Source organism: Streptomyces sp. SID3343 (assembly GCF_009865215.1).
GTDB lineage: Bacteria > Actinomycetota > Actinomycetes > Streptomycetales > Streptomycetaceae > Embleya.
In genome coordinates this window covers 1-21,528 of sequence record NZ_WWJX01000456.1, presented here as the reverse complement: position 1 = coordinate 21,528, position 21,528 = coordinate 1, and the positions used below count along the sequence as shown (strand labels likewise).

18 protein-coding genes, 2 pseudogenes and 1 riboswitch are annotated in these 21,528 nt (G+C 69.7%); of the genes and pseudogenes, 7 read left to right on the top strand and 13 right to left on the bottom strand.

Features of this window, described 5'->3' with window-relative positions:
• The 4 genes and pseudogenes from GT354_RS14745 to GT354_RS14730 form a co-directional block, all read right to left on the bottom strand.
• Positions 1 to 163 (bottom strand): annotated as a pseudogene (locus tag GT354_RS14745) (ABC transporter permease); the annotation flags it as partial.
• 304 nt (positions 164 to 467) lie between these two features.
• Positions 468 to 1,196, bottom strand: a complete 729-nt coding sequence (locus tag GT354_RS14740) for an enhanced serine sensitivity protein SseB C-terminal domain-containing protein (RefSeq protein WP_161356760.1) — start codon at positions 1,194 to 1,196, stop codon at positions 468 to 470.
• A gap of 189 nt (positions 1,197 to 1,385) precedes the next feature.
• Positions 1,386 to 2,099, bottom strand: coding sequence for an enhanced serine sensitivity protein SseB (locus tag GT354_RS14735; RefSeq protein WP_161356759.1), 714 nt, complete (start codon positions 2,097 to 2,099; stop codon positions 1,386 to 1,388).
• A gap of 63 nt (positions 2,100 to 2,162) precedes the next feature.
• A complete protein-coding gene (locus tag GT354_RS14730) occupies positions 2,163 to 2,753 on the bottom strand; it encodes an AAA family ATPase (RefSeq protein WP_161356758.1) in 591 nt (196 codons plus the stop codon).
• A 344-nt stretch (positions 2,754 to 3,097) separates the two neighbouring features.
• Positions 3,098 to 3,191: riboswitch (glycine riboswitch) on the top strand.
• 339 nt (positions 3,192 to 3,530) lie between these two features.
• Between GT354_RS14730 and gcvT the strand changes: the two genes are divergently transcribed.
• The 3 genes from gcvT to glyA all read left to right on the top strand — a co-directional run bounded on the left by gcvT (position 3,531) and on the right by glyA (position 6,382).
• Positions 3,531 to 4,634, top strand: a complete 1,104-nt coding sequence (gene gcvT / locus GT354_RS14725) for a glycine cleavage system aminomethyltransferase GcvT (protein WP_161356757.1) — start codon at positions 3,531 to 3,533, stop codon at positions 4,632 to 4,634.
• Between the two features lie 72 nt (positions 4,635 to 4,706).
• Entirely contained in the window at positions 4,707 to 5,081 is a 375-nt protein-coding gene (gene gcvH / locus GT354_RS14720; protein ID WP_161356756.1) for a glycine cleavage system protein GcvH, read from the top strand.
• Between the two features lie 32 nt (positions 5,082 to 5,113).
• A complete protein-coding gene (gene glyA / locus GT354_RS14715; protein WP_161356764.1) occupies positions 5,114 to 6,382 on the top strand; it encodes a serine hydroxymethyltransferase in 1,269 nt (422 codons plus the stop codon).
• 173 nt (positions 6,383 to 6,555) lie between these two features.
• Here glyA and GT354_RS14710 read toward each other — a convergent pair whose 3' ends face one another.
• The 3 genes from GT354_RS14710 to GT354_RS14700 all read right to left on the bottom strand — a co-directional run bounded on the left by GT354_RS14710 (position 6,556) and on the right by GT354_RS14700 (position 9,491).
• Positions 6,556 to 7,329 (bottom strand): enoyl-CoA hydratase-related protein, encoded by a 774-nt coding sequence (locus tag GT354_RS14710; RefSeq protein ID WP_161356755.1) that lies wholly within the window; start codon positions 7,327 to 7,329, stop codon positions 6,556 to 6,558.
• 133 nt (positions 7,330 to 7,462) lie between these two features.
• Complete coding sequence (locus tag GT354_RS14705) at positions 7,463 to 8,770, bottom strand: Ig-like domain-containing protein (protein ID WP_202511906.1); 1,308 nt, start codon at positions 8,768 to 8,770, stop codon at positions 7,463 to 7,465.
• Positions 8,771 to 8,942: 172 nt separating this feature from the next.
• Entirely contained in the window at positions 8,943 to 9,491 is a 549-nt protein-coding gene (locus tag GT354_RS14700) for an NAD(P)H-binding protein (RefSeq protein WP_161356754.1), read from the bottom strand.
• Between the two features lie 424 nt (positions 9,492 to 9,915).
• Here GT354_RS14700 and GT354_RS14695 point away from each other — a divergent pair, with 424 nt between their 5' ends.
• The 3 genes from GT354_RS14695 (at position 9,916) to GT354_RS14685 (ending at position 13,585) form a co-directional block, all read left to right on the top strand.
• Positions 9,916 to 10,263, top strand: a complete 348-nt coding sequence (locus GT354_RS14695) for a hypothetical protein (protein ID WP_161356753.1) — start codon at positions 9,916 to 9,918, stop codon at positions 10,261 to 10,263.
• A 148-nt stretch (positions 10,264 to 10,411) separates the two neighbouring features.
• The gene (glgX, locus tag GT354_RS14690) at positions 10,412 to 12,724 is read left to right on the top strand and encodes a glycogen debranching protein GlgX (protein ID WP_237534877.1); all 2,313 of its coding nucleotides are present in this window, start codon (positions 10,412 to 10,414) and stop codon (positions 12,722 to 12,724) included.
• A gap of 81 nt (positions 12,725 to 12,805) precedes the next feature.
• The gene (locus tag GT354_RS14685) at positions 12,806 to 13,585 is read left to right on the top strand and encodes a tyrosine-protein phosphatase (protein WP_161356752.1); all 780 of its coding nucleotides are present in this window, start codon (positions 12,806 to 12,808) and stop codon (positions 13,583 to 13,585) included.
• A gap of 67 nt (positions 13,586 to 13,652) precedes the next feature.
• Here the strand turns inward: GT354_RS14685 and GT354_RS14680 are convergent, their stop codons facing one another.
• From GT354_RS14680 to GT354_RS14665, 4 genes are all read right to left on the bottom strand, one after another.
• Positions 13,653 to 14,027: a type II toxin-antitoxin system death-on-curing family toxin gene (locus tag GT354_RS14680; RefSeq protein WP_161356751.1), complete on the bottom strand. Its 375-nt coding sequence runs from the start codon at positions 14,025 to 14,027 to the stop codon at positions 13,653 to 13,655.
• A 144-nt stretch (positions 14,028 to 14,171) separates the two neighbouring features.
• Complete coding sequence (locus GT354_RS14675) at positions 14,172 to 14,774, bottom strand: hypothetical protein (RefSeq protein ID WP_161356750.1); 603 nt, start codon at positions 14,772 to 14,774, stop codon at positions 14,172 to 14,174.
• 163 nt (positions 14,775 to 14,937) lie between these two features.
• Entirely contained in the window at positions 14,938 to 15,633 is a 696-nt protein-coding gene (locus GT354_RS14670; RefSeq protein ID WP_161356749.1) for a response regulator transcription factor, read from the bottom strand.
• Positions 15,630 to 16,859, bottom strand: coding sequence for a sensor histidine kinase (locus GT354_RS14665; RefSeq protein ID WP_161356748.1), 1,230 nt, complete (start codon positions 16,857 to 16,859; stop codon positions 15,630 to 15,632). The genes GT354_RS14670 and GT354_RS14665 overlap by 4 nt, the downstream gene beginning before the upstream one ends.
• Positions 16,860 to 16,956: 97 nt before the next feature.
• Here GT354_RS14665 and GT354_RS14660 point away from each other — a divergent pair, with 97 nt between their 5' ends.
• Positions 16,957 to 19,488 carry an MMPL family transporter gene (locus GT354_RS14660; protein WP_346012033.1) on the top strand — a complete coding sequence of 844 codons (2,532 nt, stop codon included), beginning with the start codon at positions 16,957 to 16,959 and terminating at the stop codon, positions 19,486 to 19,488.
• A gap of 93 nt (positions 19,489 to 19,581) precedes the next feature.
• Here GT354_RS14660 and GT354_RS14655 read toward each other — a convergent pair whose 3' ends face one another.
• Both GT354_RS14655 and GT354_RS52595 read right to left on the bottom strand, forming a co-directional pair.
• Positions 19,582 to 20,868 carry an Ig-like domain-containing protein gene (locus GT354_RS14655; protein ID WP_346012032.1) on the bottom strand — a complete coding sequence of 429 codons (1,287 nt, stop codon included), beginning with the start codon at positions 20,866 to 20,868 and terminating at the stop codon, positions 19,582 to 19,584.
• 416 nt (positions 20,869 to 21,284) lie between these two features.
• Positions 21,285 to 21,528: pseudogene (locus GT354_RS52595) on the bottom strand (hypothetical protein); the annotation flags it as partial.

Genomic DNA, 21,528 nt, shown 5'->3' with positions numbered 1-21,528 from the left:
AGACGATCACCACGCCGCCGGCCATCGCGACCCGGTCCCGGCGAAAGCGGGCCCACGCGATCTGCCCGAGCGAACGCCCCTCGATGCGCACGCCGCCGGCATCGGCGACGGCTTCGGGACGTGCCTCCCGGTCCATGCCGGTGGTCTCGATCGGCGCCGTCAACTCGGCCTCCCCGCTCACGGATGCGACGGCGGCTCGGGATCGCCGATTCCGTCGCCATATCCGGCTGTGCGATCCCGATGATCTTCGGGATCTGTCGTCCGGGTGAGACTCCTCCGTGACGGGGGTCACGAACAGTGCTGAACGAATACTTTTACTCAACCGTGATTACAGCGACACGAGTAAACGGTTGATCCGCGTAGAACGGTCACGAAATCACAACAAGGAAGCGCTTCGTGACGTGACGTCAGTTTTTTGGGGCATCAGTTGCTGTTGCCCGCCGCGGGTGCGACCACCGCGCCCGGTCTCAGTGCCGGTTGCGCACGGCCTCGTCGAGCATGTCGATGCCGATGAAGGGACGCGTGTTGTCACGCATCCACGCCGCCACCGGATCGAACGGATCGTCGAGGGCGACCGAGGAGATGGTCAGTTCCGCGGGCGCGGCCTCCGACGCGCGGGCCATCGCCTCTCGCATCTTGCGCATCGTTTCGGGCTGATTGTCCGTCAGGCGCAGTCCGATCACGAGCCGTTCGGGTCCGATCACGGGCTTGACCCACGCGCGGTGCGCGGCCCGGACGACCTGGGTCTGGAAGAGCTGACCGCCCAGGAACGTATAGAACGCCGGGTCCCACAGGGTCGGTTCGCCGACCTCCAGGGGGCCGGCCATCAGTCGGTCGAGGCCGCCGACGATGCGCCGCAGGTCGAGGTGGGGCACTCCCACGCCGCCGCCCTGGGCGTGTGGATTCAGCCACAGACCCCAGTGGTCGGTGTACAGCGAGGAGGCGATCTCGGCGACCGGGACGACCTCGAACGAGCGATCCCAGCGGCTCGACCGCAGCTCTTCCTCGGACGTGAACGCCGGGGCGTAGCGCCAGCCGGCCACGTCCATGTTCCCGTACTGCGCGTCCGAACTCCCGGGCTGCCCCTGCCAGAGCAGCATCCACACGCTCGCGCCGTCGAGGGCTTCGAGGAGCCGCTCGTAGGCGTCGTAGCGCCCGGGCGCCACCTGGCTCAATGCCTGCTCGACCTGGTTCACGACGTCCTCCCCGACCCGAACGGATATACAGATGTTGACGGTTGCCGACACGCCCGGTGAGCCGCAACGCCCGGTGCGCCGGTGACCGGGTGCCCCCGGTGACCCGACGGCCACTCACGACACCGGCGGGCACCGGCTCGGATCCCACGAGAGCGTGTCGCGACACAGTCGGCGCCGACAGCGGCGCGGTCAGCGCTGGTCGACCCGCAGATAGAACGGCTGGGTCTGCCCCAGCATCCAGTCCCCCACAGGATCCTGCGCCACGTCCAGAAGCACCACATTGACCGGCCACGGCGACGCGGCCCGGCCGAGCGCGCGCTCCAGGGCGCCCAGTGCCGCGAGCCGGTCCTCCTCCTGCCAGCGGTCCAGTTCGACGCCGATGAACAGGCACGGCGGATCGTTCTCGACGACACCGAGACCGCGGCGCGCACTGAGCACGACGGGCACGTGGGTGAACTCGGCGGCGGCCGCGATCAAAAAATCCATCGGCTCTTCGGGAGGCTCGTACAACCGCACCCGCGCGCCGCGCCCCGAGCCGGATGTCCTGGCCAGTTCCAGGACGCCGGGCGGCGGGATCGGAATGCCCACCTCGCCGCCGGGATTGATCGCGATGCCCACCTCGGGAGGCAGACCGCGCGCGAACTCGCGCAGCGGCGCGACGGTGCACTCCATCGGCCCGGCGAGCCGACGGAACTCCTCCTCGGAGGAGAACACCGGCACGTAGGGTCCGCCGTCGATCCAGGTCGTCGGCAGGGTCAGTTCGTGGTCCTCACGCGAGCCGCCCGCGGGCAGCGGCACCCACACGTCGCCGGCTGCGAGGGCCTCGAAAAGGGCCTCGGCTCGGGACGGGTCCCGCATGGCCGCGACGAGCGCGCTCTCCACGGGATTGGCCGGGAACGGCATGGTGGTGCTCCTCTGTGTCAGCCGCAGTTTACGGCCGGCGTCGCGGCCGGGAACGGATGCCGGTCAGCGGCCCGCTCCCGCACCGGATCGGGAGCCGCGGCGGACCTGATGGGGCAAAGGTTCGGTGAAGACGATCGCGGTCAGGCCGGCCGCGGCCGTACGGTCGAGCAGAACACACGACGCGAACCCCGCCGGCGGCGACACCGGTGGCGGGCCGGACGCGAACCACGGCGTGAGCGCGGCGAGCAGATCGCGCCATTCGCGGTGGTGGCGCGCGAAGACCGGGGTGGACACGCCGCGGCCGCGCTCGCGCTGACCGGACAGCGCCTGATGGGCCGTCACGTCGAGCAGGAGCGCGTGTACGGAACTGCCCCGTCTTCGGGCCGCGAGCATGGTCGCCCTGCGCATCAGCGGATTGCGCCCGCTGTCGTGCACCACCACCGCGCCGGGTCCGCGCAGCGCGCCGACCACCTCGCGATAGTGCGACAGCCGAACCAGCGGCCGATAGAAGCGATACGGGATCCGGCCTGCCCGCCGCTCCCAGCGGGCCCGGACCCGATCCGCGTCCAGTACCGCCACGTCCCACCGCGGCGTCACCGTGCGCGCGAGCAGTGTGCTCTTGCCCGCGCCCGGCAGGCCGGTGACGATCAGCACACCCGACGCCGGATAGACCAGTACGCCGATCCCACCCGTCGTCGGGCGACCCGATGTCGAGCAACCCGCCGTCGAACAACCTGTGACCAAACAACCTGTCGTCGGGCGCTCCGGTGTCTGGCAACCTGCCGTCGGGCCGTCCGGTGTCGAGCCGCTCGGTGGCGGATGTCGTTCCTCCCGGAGGTCGTGCAGAGCCCGAGGGGCGAGCACGCCGCTCGATGCGGCGCCGGTATGCGCCCCCGCCGACTCCGTCTCCACGAGCCCTCCCAAGAAATTCACCGCCGCCCCGCGCATGCTCGCGCGACAAGCCGCTAGCATGCCCGGCACAACCACATACCGGCCGTCGACCCCACGCGGAAGAGTTCCCGCCATCGAGCGGGGCGCCGAAGGAGCAACTCCTCCCCGGAAACTCTCAGGCACCGTCACCGCATGGGTCAGGCACTTCTGGAAAGCAGTCGCCCCGCAGGTGCGGCTCACCCACGGTGCAAACCGTCTTCGTTGCGCGAGGACGGTGAAGCTCTCAGGTTCCGATGACAGAAGGGGAGGGCACCCCACTTTTCGATCGATTCCGATCGAAAAGGGCTTAAGCCATGGCAGGGAGCCCCCTTTGTCCTCGAATGTGCCCTCGAACCGACCGGCCGCGCAGCAGTTCTCGTACTCGTACCCGTCGCCACCCGCACGGCACACCGCCACCCGCGCCCCCCGCTTTGCGCTTCCCCGCGCCCGGCGGGCCGCTCGGCATGCCCGCGGCCGGTGTCCTTCCGAAGGAGTCTTTGCATGATCACCGACCGCCGGACCCCGCTCGACGCCGTGCACGACGCGCTCGGGGCCACGATGACCGACTTCGCCGGGTGGCGGATGCCGCTGCGCTACGGCAGCGAGCGAGACGAGCACAACGCGGTCCGTACCACCGCCGGCCTGTTCGACCTCACCCACATGGGCGAGATCGAGGTGACCGGACCCGACGCGGCCCGCGCGCTCGACCACGCCCTGGTCGGCTTCGTCTCCAAGATCGGGATCGACCGCGCCCGCTACACGATGATCTGCACCGAGGACGGCGGCATCGTCGACGACCTGATCGTCTACCGCCTCGGCGACGAGCACTTCGTGGTCGTGGCCAACGCCTCGAACGCGGACGTGGTCGCCGGCAGCCTCAAGCACCGCTCCCGGGACTTCGACGCGGTCGTGCGCGACGCGTCCGAGGAGTACACGCTGCTCGCGGTCCAGGGACCGGCGTCCACCGCGATCGTGGGCGGTCTCACCGACGCCGACCTGCCGGCGCTGAAGTACTACGCGATCCTGCGCACCGAGGTCGCGGGCGTGCCCGTGCTGCTCGCCCGCACCGGCTACACCGGCGAGGACGGCTTCGAACTCTTCGCCGCGCCGGGCACCTCGGTCGCGCTGTGGGACGCGCTGCTGGCCGCCGGCGCGCCGCACGGCCTGGTCCCGGCGGGCCTGTCGTGCCGCGACACGCTGCGCCTGGAGGCGGGCATGCCGTTGTACGGGCACGAGTTGACCCGCGACGTGACCCCGTACGAGGCGAACCTGGGCCGGGTCGTCCGGCTCGACAAGCCCGAGGACTTCGTCGGCCGCGACGCGCTCGCCGCGCGGGCCGAGGCGGGTGCGGCCACCACGCTCGTGGGGCTGACCTCGCCGGGCAAGCGGGTGCCGCGCGCGGGCTACCCGGTGGTGGACGCCGACACCGGCGAGCGGGTCGGCGAGGTCACCTCCGGCGCGCCGTCGCCGACGCTGGGCGTGCCGATCGCGATGGCCTACGTGGCGTCGGACCGGGCCGAACCGGGCACCCGCCTCGCGGTCGACATCCGCGGCAAGGCCGAACCGGTCGAGGTCGTCGCCCTCCCGTTCTACAAGCGAGCCTGACGCATACCACCACGAACCATCGCAAATCAACCCGTGGCACACAGCCACCTCGTCCGAATGGAGAATGGACTCGTGCACGCACCCCAGCACCTGCGCTACAGCAAGGAACACGAGTGGCTCGACGAGGCGGCCTCCCCCGCCCTCGTGGGCATCACCCAGCACGCCGCCGAAGCGCTCGGCGACGTGGTGTTCGTCGAGCTTCCCGAGGTCGGCCGCCAGGTCACCGCGGACGAGCCGTGCGGCGAGTTGGAGTCCACGAAGTCGGTCAGCGACATCTACGCACCGGTCTCCGGTGAGATCGTGGAGGTCAACGACGCCGTGGTCGAGGACCCCTCGCTCGTGAACTCCGACCCCTTCGGTGCGGGCTGGCTGTTCAAGGTGCGCATCGACGGCGAGGCCGCCGGCCTGCTGTCCGCCGACGATTACGCCGCGTTCTGCGGCGAATGAGCGAGATCGACCCGATCGAGGAGCTGACAACCGTGACGATCCTGGACCGTCCGCTGAGCGAGGTGGACCCGCAGGTCGCCGCCGCCGTCACCGACGAGCTGCACCGCCAGCAGAACACCCTGGAGATGATCGCCTCCGAGAACTTCGCCCCCGTGGCGGTGTTGGAGGCCCAGGGCTCCGTCCTGACCAACAAGTACGCCGAGGGCTACCCGGGCCGGCGCTACTACGGCGGCTGCGAGCACGTCGACGTCATCGAGCAGCTGGCCATCGATCGGGTGAAGGAGCTGTTCGGCGCCGAGGCGGCCAACGTGCAGCCGCACTCGGGCGCGTCGGCCAACGCCGCCGCGATGTTCGCGCTGCTCTCCCCCGGCGACACGATCCTCGGCCTGGACCTGGCCCACGGTGGCCACCTCACCCACGGCATGAAGATCAACTTCTCCGGCAAGCTGTACCAGGTCGCCGCCTACCACGTCGACGAGAAGACCCACCGCGTCGACATGGAGGAGGTCGAGCGCCTCGCCAAGGAGCACCGGCCGAAGCTGATCATCGCGGGCTGGTCGGCCTACCCGCGGCAGCTCGACTTCGCCGAGTTCCGGCGGATCGCCGACGAGGTCGGCGCGTACTTCATGGTGGACATGGCGCACTTCGCGGGCCTGGTGGCCGCGGGCCTGCACCCCAACCCGGTGCCGTACGCCGACGTGGTCACCACGACGACGCACAAGACCCTGGGCGGCCCGCGCGGCGGTGTCATCCTGTCCAAGCAGGAGTTCGCCAAGAAGATCAACTCGGCGGTCTTCCCGGGCCAGCAGGGTGGTCCGCTGGAGCACGTCATCGCGGGCAAGGCGGTGGCCTTCAAGGTCGCCGCGTCCGACGACTTCAAGGACCGCCAGCAGCGCACCCTGGAGGGCTCGGCCATCCTCGCCGAGCGGCTCACCCGCAAGGACGTCACCGACGCGGGCATCAGCGTGCTCACCGGCGGCACCGACGTGCACCTGGTGCTCGTCGACATGCGCCACTCGGAGCTCGACGGTCGCCAGGGCGAGGACCGCCTGCACGAGATCGGCATCACGGTCAACCGCAACGCGGTCCCGTTCGACCCCCGCCCGCCGATGACCACGTCGGGTCTGCGGATCGGCACGCCGGCCCTGGCCACACGCGGTTTCGAGACGGCCGACTTCGAGGAGGTCGCGGACATCATCGCCCAGGCCCTCCTGCCGGGCTTCGACGACGCCCGCAAGGCCGACCTGGCCGAGCGTGTCACCGCATTGGCGGCCAAGCACCCGCTGTACCCGAACCTCTGATCTTTTCGGCCGGGTTCGGTGAACGACCTCGGGGCCGGTGGGGCTGCTCGCCCTGCCGGCCCCGAGGTGTTTTTCATGCGTTGTCACGAACATCCGGTGTCAGGAGCACCCGGTGCCGCGAACGCCCTCTGCCGCGATCGTCCGGCGTCGCCACCGCACGGCGTCGCGACCGCTCAGCGCCCGGAGAACTTCGGCTTGGCCTTCTCCACGAAGGCCCGCATGCCGGTGGTGCGGTCCTCGGTGGCGAACAGCGCGGTGAACTGGAGGCGTTCCAGTTCCAGACCGGTGGCCAGGTCCACCTCCAGGCCGCGGTCGACGGCTTCCTTGGCGGCCCGCAGCGCGTACGCCGGGCCGTCGGCGAACTGCGTCGCCCACTTCACCGCCTCGGCGTAGACGTCCCCGGCCGGAACCACGCGATCCACCAGACCGATCGCGAGGGCCTCCTCGGCGGCCACGAAGCGCCCGGTGAAGATCAGGTCCTTGGCCTTGCTCGGGCCGATCAGGCGCGGCAGGCGCTGAGTGCCGCCGGCGCCGGGGATGATGCCCAGGGTGATCTCGGGCTGGCCGAGCTTGGCGTTGTCCGCGCATACGCGTACGTCCGCGCACAGGGCGAGTTCGCAGCCGCCGCCGAGGGCGAAGCCGGTGACCGCCGCGACGACCGGCTTGGGGATCTCGGCGACCGCGGTGAAGGACGACTGGAGCGCCGCGCCGCGATCGACCATGTCGGTGTACGACATGGTCTCCATCTCCTTGATGTCCGCGCCCGCCGCGAACACCTTCTCGCCGCCGTACAGCACGACCGCCCGTACGTCGGCCCGCTCGGTCGCCTCGTGGGCGGCGGCGCGCAGTTCCTCCTGCAGTTGCAGGTTCAGCGCGTTCATCGGCGGCCTGTTCAACCGGATGGTGCCGATGCCGTCGGCCACTTCCAGGTTCACGAATTCGCCCATGACGTCTCCTCTGTTCTTGCCCTGACGGTCCGCTACGGTCCGGATTCGACCCTAGTGCCGAGAGCGAGACGACCGCCGGACGGGCCGAGGTCGGCCCGTCCGGCGGTCGTGGGAAACGCCGGCTCGGTCTTCGTCAGGACGTGGCGGGGGCGGTGGACGATCCGGTGGACGGCGTAGTGGCCGACTCGGTGGACGGCGCGGTCGACGCCGAACCGGCGCTGCCCGCGATCCACTTCTCCCACGGCATCGTCCAGTCGGCGTAGCCGTTGTCGGGGGCGACCATCTCCTCGTCGGAGCCGGTCACCTCGATGACGTCACCGGCGATCACCCGGTCGTACAGCCACTTGGCGTTCTCCTTGGTCATGGAGACACAGCCGTGGCTGGTGTTCTGCGAACCGAACACGCTCGGGTCGGCCCAGTAGTTGCCGTGCACGAACGTTCCCGAGGTGGTGACGCGCATCGCGTACGGCACGTCGGCGATGTCGTACTCGCTGCCCAGACCCACGGTCTGCGAGTTCATCCGGGTCTGCTCGAACTTCTCGGTGATCGCCATCTTGCCGTTCCAGGTCGCGTACTTCGGCGACTCGCCGGCGGTGATCGGGATGGTCTTGACCAGTTCCTGGTTCTCGTAGACCTTCATCGTGTGCGCCTTGGCGTCGACCTGCGCGATCCGCCGCACGTCGCTGATCTTGAAGCTGAAGCTCTTGAACTGGTTCGCGATCGCGCCGTTGCCCACGTCGACGCCGCGCAGGTTCAGGTTGACCTTCACCGTCGTGCCGGCCGCCCAGTAGTCCTGGGGCCGGTAGTCCACCCGGGTGTTGTCGAACCAGTGCCACGCGCCTTCGACCTTGGGCTCTATGTCGAGCGAGAGGGCCTTCTCGACGGCGGCCTTGTTCTTGACCGGGTGGTCGAAGTTCAGTGACACCGGGTAGCCCACGCCGACGGTCGAGCCGTCCTCGGGGCTGAACCGGGCGGTGACCTTCTTGTCGCCGGACAGGGTGCTGAACGTCGCCTTCGCGGTGGTCGGCGTGTTGTCGGCGTTGGTCGCGGTCGCGGTGACCGTGTACTTGCCGCCGAGGGTGAACGCGACCTTGGGCTTCCAGGTCTTGCCGTCGCCGTCGAGGGCGCCGTCCACCGGCTCATTCGTGGCGTTGACGACCTTGACCTCGCCGAGCTTGCCGCCGTTGACGGCGATCGTGACGGGCGCCTGCGGGTCGATCGCGTTCGCGCCGTCGACGGGGGTCAGCGTGACGGCCGCCAGATCGGCGCCCTTCTTGTCGCCCTTGGCACCCGAGCCGCCGCTGTTCGAGGTGTTGGTCTTGTCCTTGTCGTTCTTGCCGCCGCCACCGTCGGAGCTGCACCCCGACACGAGCAGGAGAGCTCCGAGCAGCGCTGCGGGCACCACGCGCCACCGAACCCGCGTCCGCCTCGAGAGCGGCATCGATCCTCCTGACATGTCAGGCAACCCCCTTTTGTTTCGCCCGGACAACCCGGACGACCCGAACATTCGAAGAATCCGCACCGGGATTCGAGATTCGGTCCACGCCCCGAAGCGGGCCGCGAACACATCTCGTTCGACGTTGCGGCGCCGCCCATCGGTTCCACCCACGGGATCAAGCAATCGGCAAATGATCCGACGGTCCCCATCTTTCCCGACAATCGCCGACAACCTCGGATCCGTGCCCGCACGGGTGCGCGTTCGAAGTCCCCGGATCGGCGCGGCGATCCGCCTCGATCAGCTCCCGAACCAGCTCACGATCCGCGCGTTCGGGCCGGTCGTGGGCCTGCTCCGGGAGTTGACAGACAATCAATTCGCAGCCCCGTACGACGGTTCGACCCGACCGCAGTGGCAAGACCGTGACGATCCGTTGCAGGTCCGTGTCCTGCGCGGCCTCCAGCAACCACTGCCAGGTATCCGCCGGAAAACCGCGCCCGTCCGGCCCTCGATCCAGATGCAGGACGGTGTGCGCGCCCTCCAGGACGGCGCCCAGGCGCAGCGGGTCGGACAGGTCGGTCACCGCGACCCGGATCCCGGCGGCGCGCAACGCGCCGACGGCCGCGCGGGTACGCACGGTGGCCCGCACTTCGCCGCCGGTCGCGGCGAGTTCCAGTACGACGGCGCGACCGAGTGGTTGTTCGGCGCCGGTGACGACTACAGGCATGCCGGCAACCTAACCCCAAACCCGAAAACGGTGAAGGTCGGGTAAAGGTGGAAGCTCGAACTCCCCTTGTCCGCCTTGCGAGCCGAGCCGAAGCGCGGTTCCACGCTCCGCCGGTAGAGGTGTCACGCACCGTGCGTCGACAAAGTCACGATATCCGGCAGAACGGGCGAAATCTCAAGGCGTCGGAGCGAAAATCCGCCGGAAACCGCAACCCTGCGTGTCGAAGCTCGTTGGGGGGTTGGGGCTCCCCTGTCACTCTCCCGAGGGAAGCATGGGCTCAAGGCTGGATTTGCGGTGACCGTTTGCGACAGCTTGGTCACACGACGTCGTCCACCGGGCCGGATCGATCGGCCCGTCGGACGTAGCCGTGCTGTACCTGATGCCGCCCGGGCGCCTGTCCGGTCTCGCAATACGGAGGACACACATGAACCGCAAGCTCGGCCTTCTCGCCGTCTCTCCTTTGGCCGCCGGTCTGCTCTTCCTCGGTGCGGGCGCCGCCTCCGCCGACGGTGGCAACGGCACCGTCGGGGACAACGGCGCGAGCGCGTCGACCACGACCTCCAACACCACCAACTCCGGCAGCGGCAACGTGCTCGGCGGCGTGGACGGCAACTACAACGCCACGCAGCAGAGCGCGACCGGTTCGGGCGCCTCGAACCAGAACAACAACGCGGGCGTCAAGGGCAACTCGGGTGTCGTGGTGATCGACCAGGGCAACGCCAACGTGCAGGACCAACACACCGCGATCCACGCCTGGTTCCCCTGGTTCTGAGCGGATCCGATCGACCGCACCGACCCGGTCGATCGCCTCGTTCGCGGCGGCGGCATCCCTCGGGGGGTGCCGCCGTCGCGGCGTTCACGTGTAGGGGCGGGGCCACAGCGGGAACATCCTGGTCACCGGGATCGGGAGGCGGGCCGTGATGCTCGAGGGTGAAGCGACGAACACCGCGGCCGACGCGCGTGGCACACACGACGCGGCGTTTGACGCGCCGGGCACACACGACCTGCACGGCACCTTCGACGCGGTCGACGCGGTCGGTGTCGGCGAGGGGTCGGGGGTGCCCGCCGCGGTCGACGGGCGGCGGCCGACGCCGTGGCCGGGCCGCAGACTTCCCCTCGGCGCGCGCCACGACGGCACGGGCACCAACTTCGCGGTGTGGGCCGGTGACGCCGACGCGGTGGACCTGTGCCTGTTCGAGGACGGGCCCGACGGGACGACGCGCGAGATTCGACTGCCCCTGCGCGAACGGACGTTTCGGGTGTGGCACGGCTATGTACCGGGCGTGGGTCCCGGTCAGCGGTACGGCTACCGCGTCCACGGGCGCTGGGACCCGGCGACCGGCGCGCGCTGGAACCCGGCCAAGGTGCTGCTCGACCCGTATGCCCGGGCCGTGGACGGCGAGTTCGTCCTGAACGACGCGGTGTACGGACACACGCGCGGGCGTGACGACACGGTGCGCGACGACCGGGACTCGGCCGCGTTCGTGCCCAAGTCGGTGGTCGTGGCCGACGACCACGACTGGTCGCACGACCGCAGGCCCAAGATCCCGTGGGCCGAGAGCGTCGTCTACGAACTGCACGTCAAGGGCTTCACCGCGCGCCACCCGCGGATCCCCGAGCACGTGCGCGGAACCTACGCGGGTCTGGCCCACCCGGCGGCGATCGACCACCTCGTGCGGCTGGGGGTGACCGCAGTCGAGTTGCTGCCGATCCATCAGTTCGTGTCCGAGGAGCACCTGTCGCGGGCCGGCCGGACCAACCACTGGGGCTACAACACGGTGGGGTTCTTCGCGCCGCACGCCGGGTACAGCTCGGCGGGCGGGCGCGGCGGCCAGGTGCGCGAGTTCCGCGACATGGTGCACGCGCTGCACGAGGCCGGCCTGGAGGTCATCCTCGACGTGGTCTACAACCACACCGGCGAGGGCGGGCCGGGTGGGCCGACCCTGTGCTTTCGCGGCCTCGACAACGCCGGCTACTACCGACTCGCCGACGGCGGGCGCGCCTACACCGACTTCACCGGGTGCGGGAACACGCTCAACGTCGTGCAGCCGCACGTGCTGCGGATGATCACCGACTCGTTGCGCTATTGGGTGACCGAGATGGGCGTGGACGGGTTCCGGTTCGACCTCGCGGCGGCGCTCGCGCGCTCGACGCACGACGTGGATCGCCTGTCTCCGTTCCTGTCAGTGATCCAACAGGACCCGGTGCTCTCGCGCGTCAAGCTGATCGCCGAGCCGTGGGACCTGGGTCCCGGCGGGTATCAGGTGGGCGCGTTCCCACCGCTGTGGACCGAGTGGAACGACCGCTACCGCGACGCCGTACGCGACTTCTGGCGTGGCGCGCGGCCCGACGTGCGCGACCTCGCCTACCGGCTGTCGGGCTCGTCCGACCTGTACCAGCGCGACGACCGCAACCCGTACGCGTCGATCAACTTCGTCACCGCGCACGACGGTTTCACGATGCGCGACCTGGTCACCTACGAGCGCAAGCGCAACGAGGACAACGGCGAGGACAACCGGGACGGGACCGACAACAACCGGTCGTGGAACCACGGGTACGAGGGCGAGACGGCCAACATCGACGTGGTGTCGCTGCGCAAGCGGCAGATCCGCAACCTGATGATCACGCTGCTGTTGTCCACGGGCGTACCGATGATCACCTCGGGTGACGAGATGGGCCGCACGCAACGCGGCAACAACAACGCCTACTGCCAGGACAACGAACTCTCGTGGCTGGACTGGTCCGCGTTGGACTCCCCCGAGTGGCGCCCCCTGCTCGATCTGACGGCCCGGTTGATCCGGCTGCGACGCGCGCATCCGGTGCTGTGCAGGCGGGCCTTCTACTCGGGGCGACCGGCCGGTCCCGACGGGTTGCGCGATCTCGCGTGGTTCACCCCGACCGGGCGTGAGATGACCCGCAAGGACTGGTTCGCGCCGACCGCGACGCTCGGGATGTATTTGTCGGGTCTGGACATCGAGCAACGCGGGCCGCGCGGCGAGCGGATCGTGGACGACAGCTTCCTGTTCGTCCTGCACGCCTCGTCGCAGCCGATGCGCTTCACCCTGCCGGACGAACCGTGGGCTCACGCGTACGAGGTGGTGCTCGACACCGCGCTCGACGGCGACCCGATGGCCCGCTACAGCGAGCCGGTTCCCGGCGGCGCGGGGCTGGTGTTGGCGGGACGCTCGGCCGTGCTGTTGCGGGTCGAACACGGCGTGTGGGCGCCTACCTGAGCCCGCCGTACGCTCACGTAGGGTGTTGGTGATCGTTCGCGATCCCGCCCCTCTTTCCCCGCAGCGAAGGACCCGCGCACCATGACGTCCCCGACGCCGACCCTGGTCACCGCCCCGAACTTTCGCGAAGCGGGCGGCCACGCCACCGCCGACGGCCGCAAGGTACGCACCGGCCTCGTCTACCGTTCCGACGGCCTGGGCTCGGTGGACGCCGCGGACGCCGTGACGCTGGTCCGACTCGGCATCGCCCTGGTGATCGACCTGCGCTCGGACACCGAACGCGACCGCGAGCCCGACCTGATCCCCGAGGGCGCCGAACTGCTGGTCGCCGACGTCATGGGCCGGCAGAACGACGAGCTGTTCGGCGAGGTCTTCGCCGACCCGGACCGCGCGGGCGAATTGCTCGGCGGCACGGCCGGGCGTGAGCTGATGTGCGAGGTGTACCGCCGGTTCGTGAGCACCGAGGGCGCGCGCACCGCCTACCGCGACGTGTTCGCACGGATGGCGGCGGTGGAGGCGCCGACGGTGTTCCACTGTTCACAGGGCAAGGACCGCACGGGCTGGACCTCGGCCGTGCTGCTCACCCTGCTGGGCGTGCCGCGCGCGACGATCGTCGAGGACTACCTCGCGAGCACCGAGCACCTCAAGAGCAAGAACAGCGAGATCCTGCGGCACATCGCCGAGCGCGGTTTCGACCCGGCGCACCTCAAGCCGGTCTTCGACGTGCACGAGGACTACCTGAACACGGCCTTCACGACCGCGGAGCGCGAGTACGGGTCGGTCGAGGGATACGCGCGGGAGGGCCTGGGGCTCTCGGACGCGCAGATCGAACGGCTGCGGGAGCGGTTGCTGACGACCTGATCGGTGGCCGCGTCGGTCGGGTCGGCGGCGTGGCGGGTCCACTGCGGGGCCGTGAGCCGGCGCGGGTTCAGGCCCCGAGGACCGTCCGCAGGCCCTCGGCGATGGCAGGGATCTCACTCAGGCTGCCGTCCGCGATCGACATCACCAGATCGAACGTCGCGTCCTCGTCGAGGTGTTCGACGTTCACGCCGTTGTATTCGAGGAAGACCACGGCCGCGACCAGGCCGGTGCGCTTGTTGCCGTCCAGGAACGGGTGGTTGGCGACGATCGAGTGCATCAGCGCGGCGGCCTTGGTCCACACGTCGGGATACGCGTCCGCGCCGAACACCGACGTGCCGGGGCGGGCCACGCCGGACTCGACCAGGCCGGCGTCACGGATCCCGGGATTGCCGGTGGTTTCCTCGGCGACGGCGATCGCGTCGGCGGCGGTGAGCAGGTACATCTCACGCTTCCTTGAGTCGGCGCAGCAGTTCCGGGTGCCGTTCGGCGAACCTGCGGGCGAGTTCGCGCACCCGGGGCTCGGCGGGCGGCGGCGGGGGTGAGTGGTCCGCGGCTTGATCCATGAACCCGGACCGTACTCGCGGCATCAGCGCTTCGACCAGTCCTTTTGCGGCAGTTCGGCCCGCCCCTGCGGCGCGTCGGCGTTGGCCCGAAGCAGCACCGCGACCGGCGCGACGCCCGCGGGTATGTCGAACCACAGGTCCTCGACCAGGGTGTTCGACGCGCCGAGGACGAAGTCACGCAACTGGCGCTTGATCTCCATGGCTTCGAGGTCCATGCCGACCTGGGTGCCGTCGGGCAGTACGAGCCGCTGCTCCAGGTTGGCGATCGGCACGGCGGTCAGGGCGGTGTTCGTGACGGACACCTTGATCCGGCACAGGCGCCCGCGCGCGAAGTGTTCGGCATGGGTGCCGGTGATCCACTCCATGCCGCACGTGATGCCCTGCGGGGCCAACACGACCTTGTCACTGCGCACGGACCCGCGCTTGATCGGGATCTCCCACTCGCGCATGGTCGACTTGATCGGCTCGTCCTTCTCCGGCCAGTACAACGCCGCGGCCCCGGCGGCCACCCCGGCGCCGATCAGCAGCCCGAGCACGAACCCGATCGACACCCACTGCCGAATCCGCCGCCGCATCCCCAACTGCCCGGCGATCTCTCCACGTAACGCCCCGACCCGCTTGGCCACCAGCCCCATCGGCCACCCCCGTCTCGCCCCCGACGACGCACGCATCGTACGGGTGCACCACAACTCGTGACGAGCGATTGGCCGACGCTGTCCGGTGGGTTCGGCCGGGGGTCGGGGTCGGAGCGGGAGCCGGCGATCGGGCGGCCGGGCGTGCGGCGCGGCGCTACGCGCGGCCCGCCTGCACCAGGCCCGATTCGTAGGCGAACACCACGGCCTGGGCGCGGTCGCGGACGCCCAGTTTGGCGAAGAGGCCGGTTGCGTGGTTCTTGACGGTCTGGATGCCGATGCCCATCGTCTTCGCGATCTCGGCGTTGTCGAATCCGGCCGCGATCAGTCGCAGCACCTCGACCTCGCGAGGGGTCAACTCGGACAGGCCCGCCACCTGGGAGCGCGGGGTCGACGGTGTCTTCACGTAAGCCTCGATCAGTCGGGTCATCAGCCTGGGTGCGACCGCGGCATCGCCCAGGTGCACGGTGTACACCGCCGCGATCAGTTCCTCGGGCGATACGTCCTTGGGCAGGAAGCCGGACGCACCGGCGCGCAACGCGCCCACCACGTACTCGTCCATGTCGAACGTGCTCAGGGCCAGGACGCGGCACCTGGGAAGTTCGGCGGTGAGGCGAGTGGTCGCCTGTACGCCGTCCATCACCGGCATCCGAATGTCCATCAGGATCACGTCGGGGTTCAGCCGGTGCGCCGACTCGACCGCCTGGAGGCCGTCGCCGACCTCGCCGACGACCTCGACGCCGGGGTCGGACCGCAGGATCAGCGCCAGACCGTGTCGCACCAGCGGCTGGTCGTCCGCGATGAGGACCGCGATGGTCCCGCCCCGCTCGTCGTCGCCGGAAGCCAAGCTCATCGGGGCCACTTCTCCTCGTCCTGTGTCGGCGGTATCGGCACGGTCGCCGCCACCCGGTATCCGCCCTCGTCCCGGCCGCCCGTCTCCAGGGTGCCGCCGTGCACCGCGACGCGTTCGCGCATGCCCAACAGACCGTATCCCGCGCCGGCGACGGCGGGCGCGCGCCGCTCCCCGATGCCGGTGCCGTCGTCGCACACCTCGATCACGACCCGATCCGGCAGGTACTCGACGCGCACCCGGGCCCGGGCGTGCCCGGCGTGCTTGCGGGCGTTGGTCAGCGCCTCCTGCACGATCCGGTACACGGTGAGCCCCGTGGCCAACGGCAGTGGCCGGGCCGGGCCGGCGACCTCCAACTCGGTCGGCAGGCCGGCGGCGCACGACTCGGCGATCAGTCCGTCGAGCTGCGCCATCCCGGGTTGCGGCGCGGACGGCGCCTCTTCGGGAGCGTCCGAGCTGCGCAGGACGCCGAGCAGTTGCCGCATCTCGCGCAGTGCGGTGCGGCCGGAGCCTTCGAGGGTGATCAGCGCGGACCGGGCCGTCTCGGGGTCCCGGTCGAGCGTCGATCGGGCGCCGCCGGACATCAGATACATGGTGGTGATGTGGTGCGCCACGATGTCGTGCAGCTCGCGGGCGATCCGCCGACGCTCCTCGATCACCGCGCCGTCGGCGAGCAACTGCCGGTTGATCGACTGCTGTTGCCGCCACGCGAACACGCCGGCCCCGGTGGCCACGACCAAGCCGGTCGTCATCACGTCCGCGAGCCCGGCCCACGCCAGGGGGTCGGTGCCTCGTTCGTCCCGAAGCAGTTGCGCGGCCAAGGTGGCGCCCGCGCCGAGGGCCACGGCGAGGCGGCCTCGGGAGCGCGAGACCGCGTACAGCGCGACGGCGGTGGACGTGGCGAACATATGCGGGCCGGCCTCGCGGAACGTGAAGCCCACCTGCATCACCAGGACGGCCGCGAGGACCTGGACCGGATACCGCCGCCGAACGAACAGGAGCAGGGCGGACAGCGTCAGCAGGACCACCCCGGTCGTGCTCGTCGACGGCCCGTTCGCCCGGCTCAGCACGATGTAGCCGAGCACGTCGGCCAGTCCGGTCGCGGCGACGATCAGCGCGTCGTTGAGATTCCACGACAGCCTCGCCGGCCGCCTCGGCGCCGCCCCGCGAGCGGCCAGCCGCACCAGGAGGCCGCCGGGTGCGGTCGCGCGGGGGTGATCGGTACGCATCCGGGGCCTCCTTCGCGGGGTCGGGGTTCGTCTCGGGGGTGGGGTTCGCGCCGGCGGTGTGGGGGCTCCTCGGCGGCGGTTTCGGCCGGGTGTCCAAGTGGGCGACGGCTCTTCGGCCCTGTCTCTATTTGACCGTGTCGGGCCCCTGTTGCCGATCCCCAGCACTGAGGATCTCTCACCCCGGACCCCGGTCCTGGGTGGCCGGATCGCCCGGACCACGGTCCCGGTCGCGTCCCGTCCCCCCGGTCGATGCCCACCGGGGTATTCGCATGATGGTCTTGGATCAGTCGAATCCCCCTTGATTTCCCCTGTTCAGCAGGCCCGCCGGCGGAGAAGGAAAATGATCCGTAGCACTACAACGTTCGCCATTCGGCATCGATGGCTCACCATTATCGTCTGGGTCGTCATCGGCGGAGCGCTGATGGTCGCCGGCAAAGCGTGGACGAGCAGCGTCACCGAATCCGAGATCGGCGGGTTCCTGCCCGAGAAATACGACTCCGCCAAGGCGATGCAGATCGCCGAGGACAAATTCGACGAGAAGGCCGACCCCAATACGGTCACCATCCTCGTAGCCCGCTCCGACGGCTCGAAGATCACCCCGCAGGACCGGCCGAAGATCGCCAAGACCGCCGCCGACCTGGGCAACCGCCGGTTCGAGATGGAGCCGGCGCAGTTCGAGGAGAACTACTCCCAGACGCCGAAGCTCGTCGTCGGCGAACCGGCGCCGGACGGGAGTTTCCAACTCGTCTCCATGCACCTGAAGGGAAAGCTGAACGACGCGGGGCTCCAGGACGTCTATCGTGACGTCCGCGAAGCCTCGAAAGCCGAATTCGACGCGGCCGGATTCCGGACCGGATACACCGGAGGTCTCGCGTCCACGGTCGACGATTTCGACGCGGACGAGGAAAAGCAGAAATTCGCGGCGATGTTGACGATGATCCTCATCGTCCTCTTGAACGTGCTGGTTTTCCGTAGCGTGCTCGCCGCGATCGTGCCGCTGCTCGTGACGACCGTGATCGGCGGCGCCGCGCAGGGAGCGGTCGTCGCCATGGCGAAACTGACCGGCATCAAGCTGGACACGGGCACGCCGTCGATCATCACCGTCGTCCTGCTCGGGATCGGTATCGACTACTTCCTCTTCCTGATGTTCCGCTTCCGGGAGCAATTGCGTACGCATCCCGACCAGAGCGGCCGCGCGGCCGCCGTCGAGGCGTCCGGCAAGGTCGGTACGGCGATCACGTGCGCGGCACTGACCATCGTCGCCGCGTTCGCGACGCTGGGGGTGGCCAGCTTCGGACAGTTCCGGGTGCTCGGGCCGGCCATCGCCGTGTCGGTGTTGGTCATGTTGATCGCGAGCCTGACTCTGCTGCCGGCGTTGCTCTCGGTCTTCGGTCGCGGCCTGTTCTGGCCGGCGAAGGCATGGAAGAAGGAAGGCGCGGGCGGCCTGAGCGCCCGGCTCGGGCTGAACATCAGCCGTCGGCCGCTGATCTGGGCGGTGGCGAGCCTGGCCGTCCTGGCCGCGCTCGGCGCCGGCGCGGTGGGCGTCAAGATGAACTACGACCAGACCAACGCGCCCAAGACCGCCGCAGTCGAGGTCGCCGGCGAGATCGCCCGTTCGCTGCCGGCCGGTGTGACCGACCCGCACACCGTGTTCGTGGCGGGCAAGGGCGGTGCCAAGATCGACGAGCGCGGCCTCACCGGCCTCACCGGAGCGCTCGCCAAGGTCGAAGGCGTCGGCCAGGTGGCCAAGCCGACCCTGAACCAGGACGGCACCGCTGCCCGAATCGACGTGTTCCTGGCCCACAAGTCGGACAACCAGGAAGCCCGAGACCTGGTGTCGGGTCCGGTCCGGGACATCATCGCGAAGAACACCCCGGCAGGCACCGAGGCGCACATCACCGGCCCGGCCGCGATCTTCGCGGACGTGTCGACCGCGGTGAACAAGGACCTGAAGCTGGTGTTCCCGGTCGCCGCGATCCTGATCGCGCTGATCCTGTTCATGCTGTTGCGCTGCGTGTTGGCGCCGCTCGTGCTGATGATCGCGGTCGGACTCGGCTTCGTGGCCACACTGGGCGCGAGCACGCTGGTCTTCCAGCACATGCTGGATCGCCCCGGCGTCTCGTTCACCCTGCCGTTGATCCTGTTCCTGTTCGTGGTCGCGCTGGGCACCGACTACAACATTTTGATCAGCGACCGCATCCGTGAGGAGATGGACAAGCCGGTCACGGCCAGGCACGCGGTGGCCGAGGCGGTCAAGCACACCGCCCCCGCGATCGCGACGGCCGGACTCGTGCTCGCCGGTTCGTTCGCCAGCCTGGCGGCCAGCCCGGCACAGCAGGAACTGGGCTTCGCGACCGGGCTCGGCATCCTCCTGTCCGCGATCGTGCTGTCGATCGTCCTGGTACCGGCCCTGTCCGCGATGCTCGGCCGGGGCATGTGGTGGCCCAAGCGGCCGGGACGCGCGCACCGCAAAGGGAGTGAAGGCCAGGACTCGGTCACGGTGACCGAACAGCCTTTGGCCGCCGCCTATCCGGGCGGCGCGCGGTACGCGGCGAACCCGCACCCGCAGGGCGGATACGGCCGACACCAGCCCTACCCGCCGCAGTCGGGGCAGTATCCGGGTCGGTAGCAACCCGGTAGTGGTCGGCGGAGAAACCCGAAGGGGGCGGTGTCGGCGAACCGACACCGCCCCCTTCGGCCTGTCCACGACCGACCGACCGGCTCAGTTCGTCGACCACTTGTCCCAGGTCATCGTCCAACCGCTCCAGCCGTTGTCGGCGGCGATCACCTTGTCGGGCGAGTTGACCACCTCGACGACGTCGCCGATCAGCGAGTTGTCGTAGAACCACGCGGCGGCCATCTCGGGGTCGCCGCCGCCCTTGACGTCCTGGAGGCTGACGCAGCCGTGGCTGGTGTTCTCCTTGCCGAACGGCGCGGGCTTGCGCCAGTAGTTGCCGTGCACATAGGTGCCGGACGTACTCAGCCGCATGCCGTGTGGGACGTCCGGGATGTCGTACACGCCCTTGCCGAAGCCGGGCACGGTCTGCGAATCCATGTGCACGGTGGGCTCTTTGGACATGATCAGCATCTTGCCGTTGTACGTGGTGTTCTCGGCGTCGCCGAGGCTCGCCAGGAGCTTCTTCGGTTCGCCGCCGTCGCGGGTGATCGTGAGCGTGTGCGCGTTGTTGTCCGCGACGCTGGTCTGCGAGCGGCCGATCGTGAAGGTGACGTCCTTCTTCTGCTTGCCGTAGACACCCGGCGAGGTCTGCTTGCCGTCCAGGTTCAGGTGCAGGGTGACCTTGGTGCCCGGCGTCCAGTACTTCTCGGGACGGAAGTCCAGGCGCTGGTCGCCGAACCAGTGGCCCTTGACGTCGACCGCCGGCTCCGAGGTCACCGTGACCGAGGAGTCCACGACGGCCTTGTCCTTGACGGCCTTGGTGAACTCCAGCGAGACGATCATGCCGACGCCGTAGGTGGCCTTGGCGTCGATGTTGAAGTTGCCGAAGTTGGTGTTCGCCGGAGTCAGCGTCGTGAACGAGGACTGCAACGCCGAGGTGAGTCCGGCCGGGTCGGTGGCGACCGCGGACACCGCGTACTTGGTACCGGTCTGGAGCGCCGAGGCGGGTTGCCAACTGGCGCCGTCCGCCGACGTCTTGCCCTCGACGGCCGAACCCTCCGACGTGGTGACCTTGACGTCGGTCAACTTGCCGGCGCTGGCGCTCACCTTCAACGCACCGTCCGTGGCGACGCCGGTCGCGCCGTCCTTCGGGGCGATGGTGACCACGGCCGTGGACACCTTGGGTGCCTCGGGCTTGTCGCCGCCTCCGCCGCCTGCGGTGCCGCCGCCGGTCTCCGGCGCCTTGCTGCCGGTCGAAACGGCGTCGGGCTTCTTGGACTTCTTGTCGTCGCCCCCGCCCCCACAGGCCCCCACGCCCAGCAACGCAACGCACACCGCGACCGCCGGCAGCGCCGTACGTATTCGCCGCGAACGACGCCCCCCTACGCTCACGCCACTTGACGCGCGTACTGCCGATCTCGGCATGTGTCTCCCTCACTCGGTACGTACCAAGAGACATGACGACGCGACCGGACACCCTCGTTGCCACACGGCAATATGAGCTGGATCACGCCACCCTCCCAGGCATCAACCGCGACCGTAGGGCCCCCCTGGTGGTGGGGGTGAGGCGGGGTGGCCGGCCACAACGAAGCAACCACAGGCTCCCGAGCCCGACATCGCCGAACGACAAGCGCCACAAGACCGCCGACCAACAAAACAGCACCACCGACGCCGAACGCGGTGGTCGCCCAAGCCGCCGACCACCACAACCTCCGCCCCGCCGGTCGAGGCCACCGAACCGGCAGATGGAGCAGTCGACTTCGCGCAGCGAGGTCATCTCGACGATCGCGTGCGGAGCACCGCAGACATCAACCGCGCCCGTATGGCCCGCCCTGCTGGTGGTAGTAGGGCGGCGGGGCCGGCGGCCAGGGTGGCGGTGCGGCGGCGGCGAGTTCGCGGGCTCGGCGGCGACGGATGGCGAAGGCCCCGAAGCCGCCGACGAGAAGCACTACGCCGCCTACACCGATCAGGACGGGGACCAGGACACCGCCGTCGTCGCCGCCCGAGTCGCCGGATGCCGCGGTATTGGGGGCGACCGCCGGCGCCGCCGAA

Bases quoted from the DNA above. Each gene is read 5' to 3' on its own strand.
- GT354_RS14735 (WP_161356759.1), bottom strand. From the start codon at position 2,099: ATGCCGTTCCCGGCCAATCCCGTGGAGAGCGCGCTCGTCGCGGCCATG.
- gcvT (WP_161356757.1), top strand. From the start codon at position 3,531: ATGATCACCGACCGCCGGACCCCGCTCGACGCCGTGCACGACGCGCTC.
- GT354_RS14710 (WP_161356755.1), bottom strand. From the start codon at position 7,329: ATGGGCGAATTCGTGAACCTGGAAGTGGCCGACGGCATCGGCACCATC.
- GT354_RS14705 (WP_202511906.1), bottom strand. From the start codon at position 8,770: ATGCCGCTCTCGAGGCGGACGCGGGTTCGGTGGCGCGTGGTGCCCGCA.
- GT354_RS14700 (WP_161356754.1), bottom strand. From the start codon at position 9,491: ATGCCTGTAGTCGTCACCGGCGCCGAACAACCACTCGGTCGCGCCGTC.
- GT354_RS14695 (WP_161356753.1), top strand. From the start codon at position 9,916: ATGAACCGCAAGCTCGGCCTTCTCGCCGTCTCTCCTTTGGCCGCCGGT.
- glgX (WP_237534877.1), top strand. From the start codon at position 10,412: ATGCTCGAGGGTGAAGCGACGAACACCGCGGCCGACGCGCGTGGCACA.
- GT354_RS14685 (WP_161356752.1), top strand. From the start codon at position 12,806: ATGACGTCCCCGACGCCGACCCTGGTCACCGCCCCGAACTTTCGCGAA.
- GT354_RS14680 (WP_161356751.1), bottom strand. From the start codon at position 14,027: ATGTACCTGCTCACCGCCGCCGACGCGATCGCCGTCGCCGAGGAAACC.
- GT354_RS14670 (WP_161356749.1), bottom strand. From the start codon at position 15,633: ATGAGCTTGGCTTCCGGCGACGACGAGCGGGGCGGGACCATCGCGGTC.
- GT354_RS14665 (WP_161356748.1), bottom strand. From the start codon at position 16,859: ATGCGTACCGATCACCCCCGCGCGACCGCACCCGGCGGCCTCCTGGTG.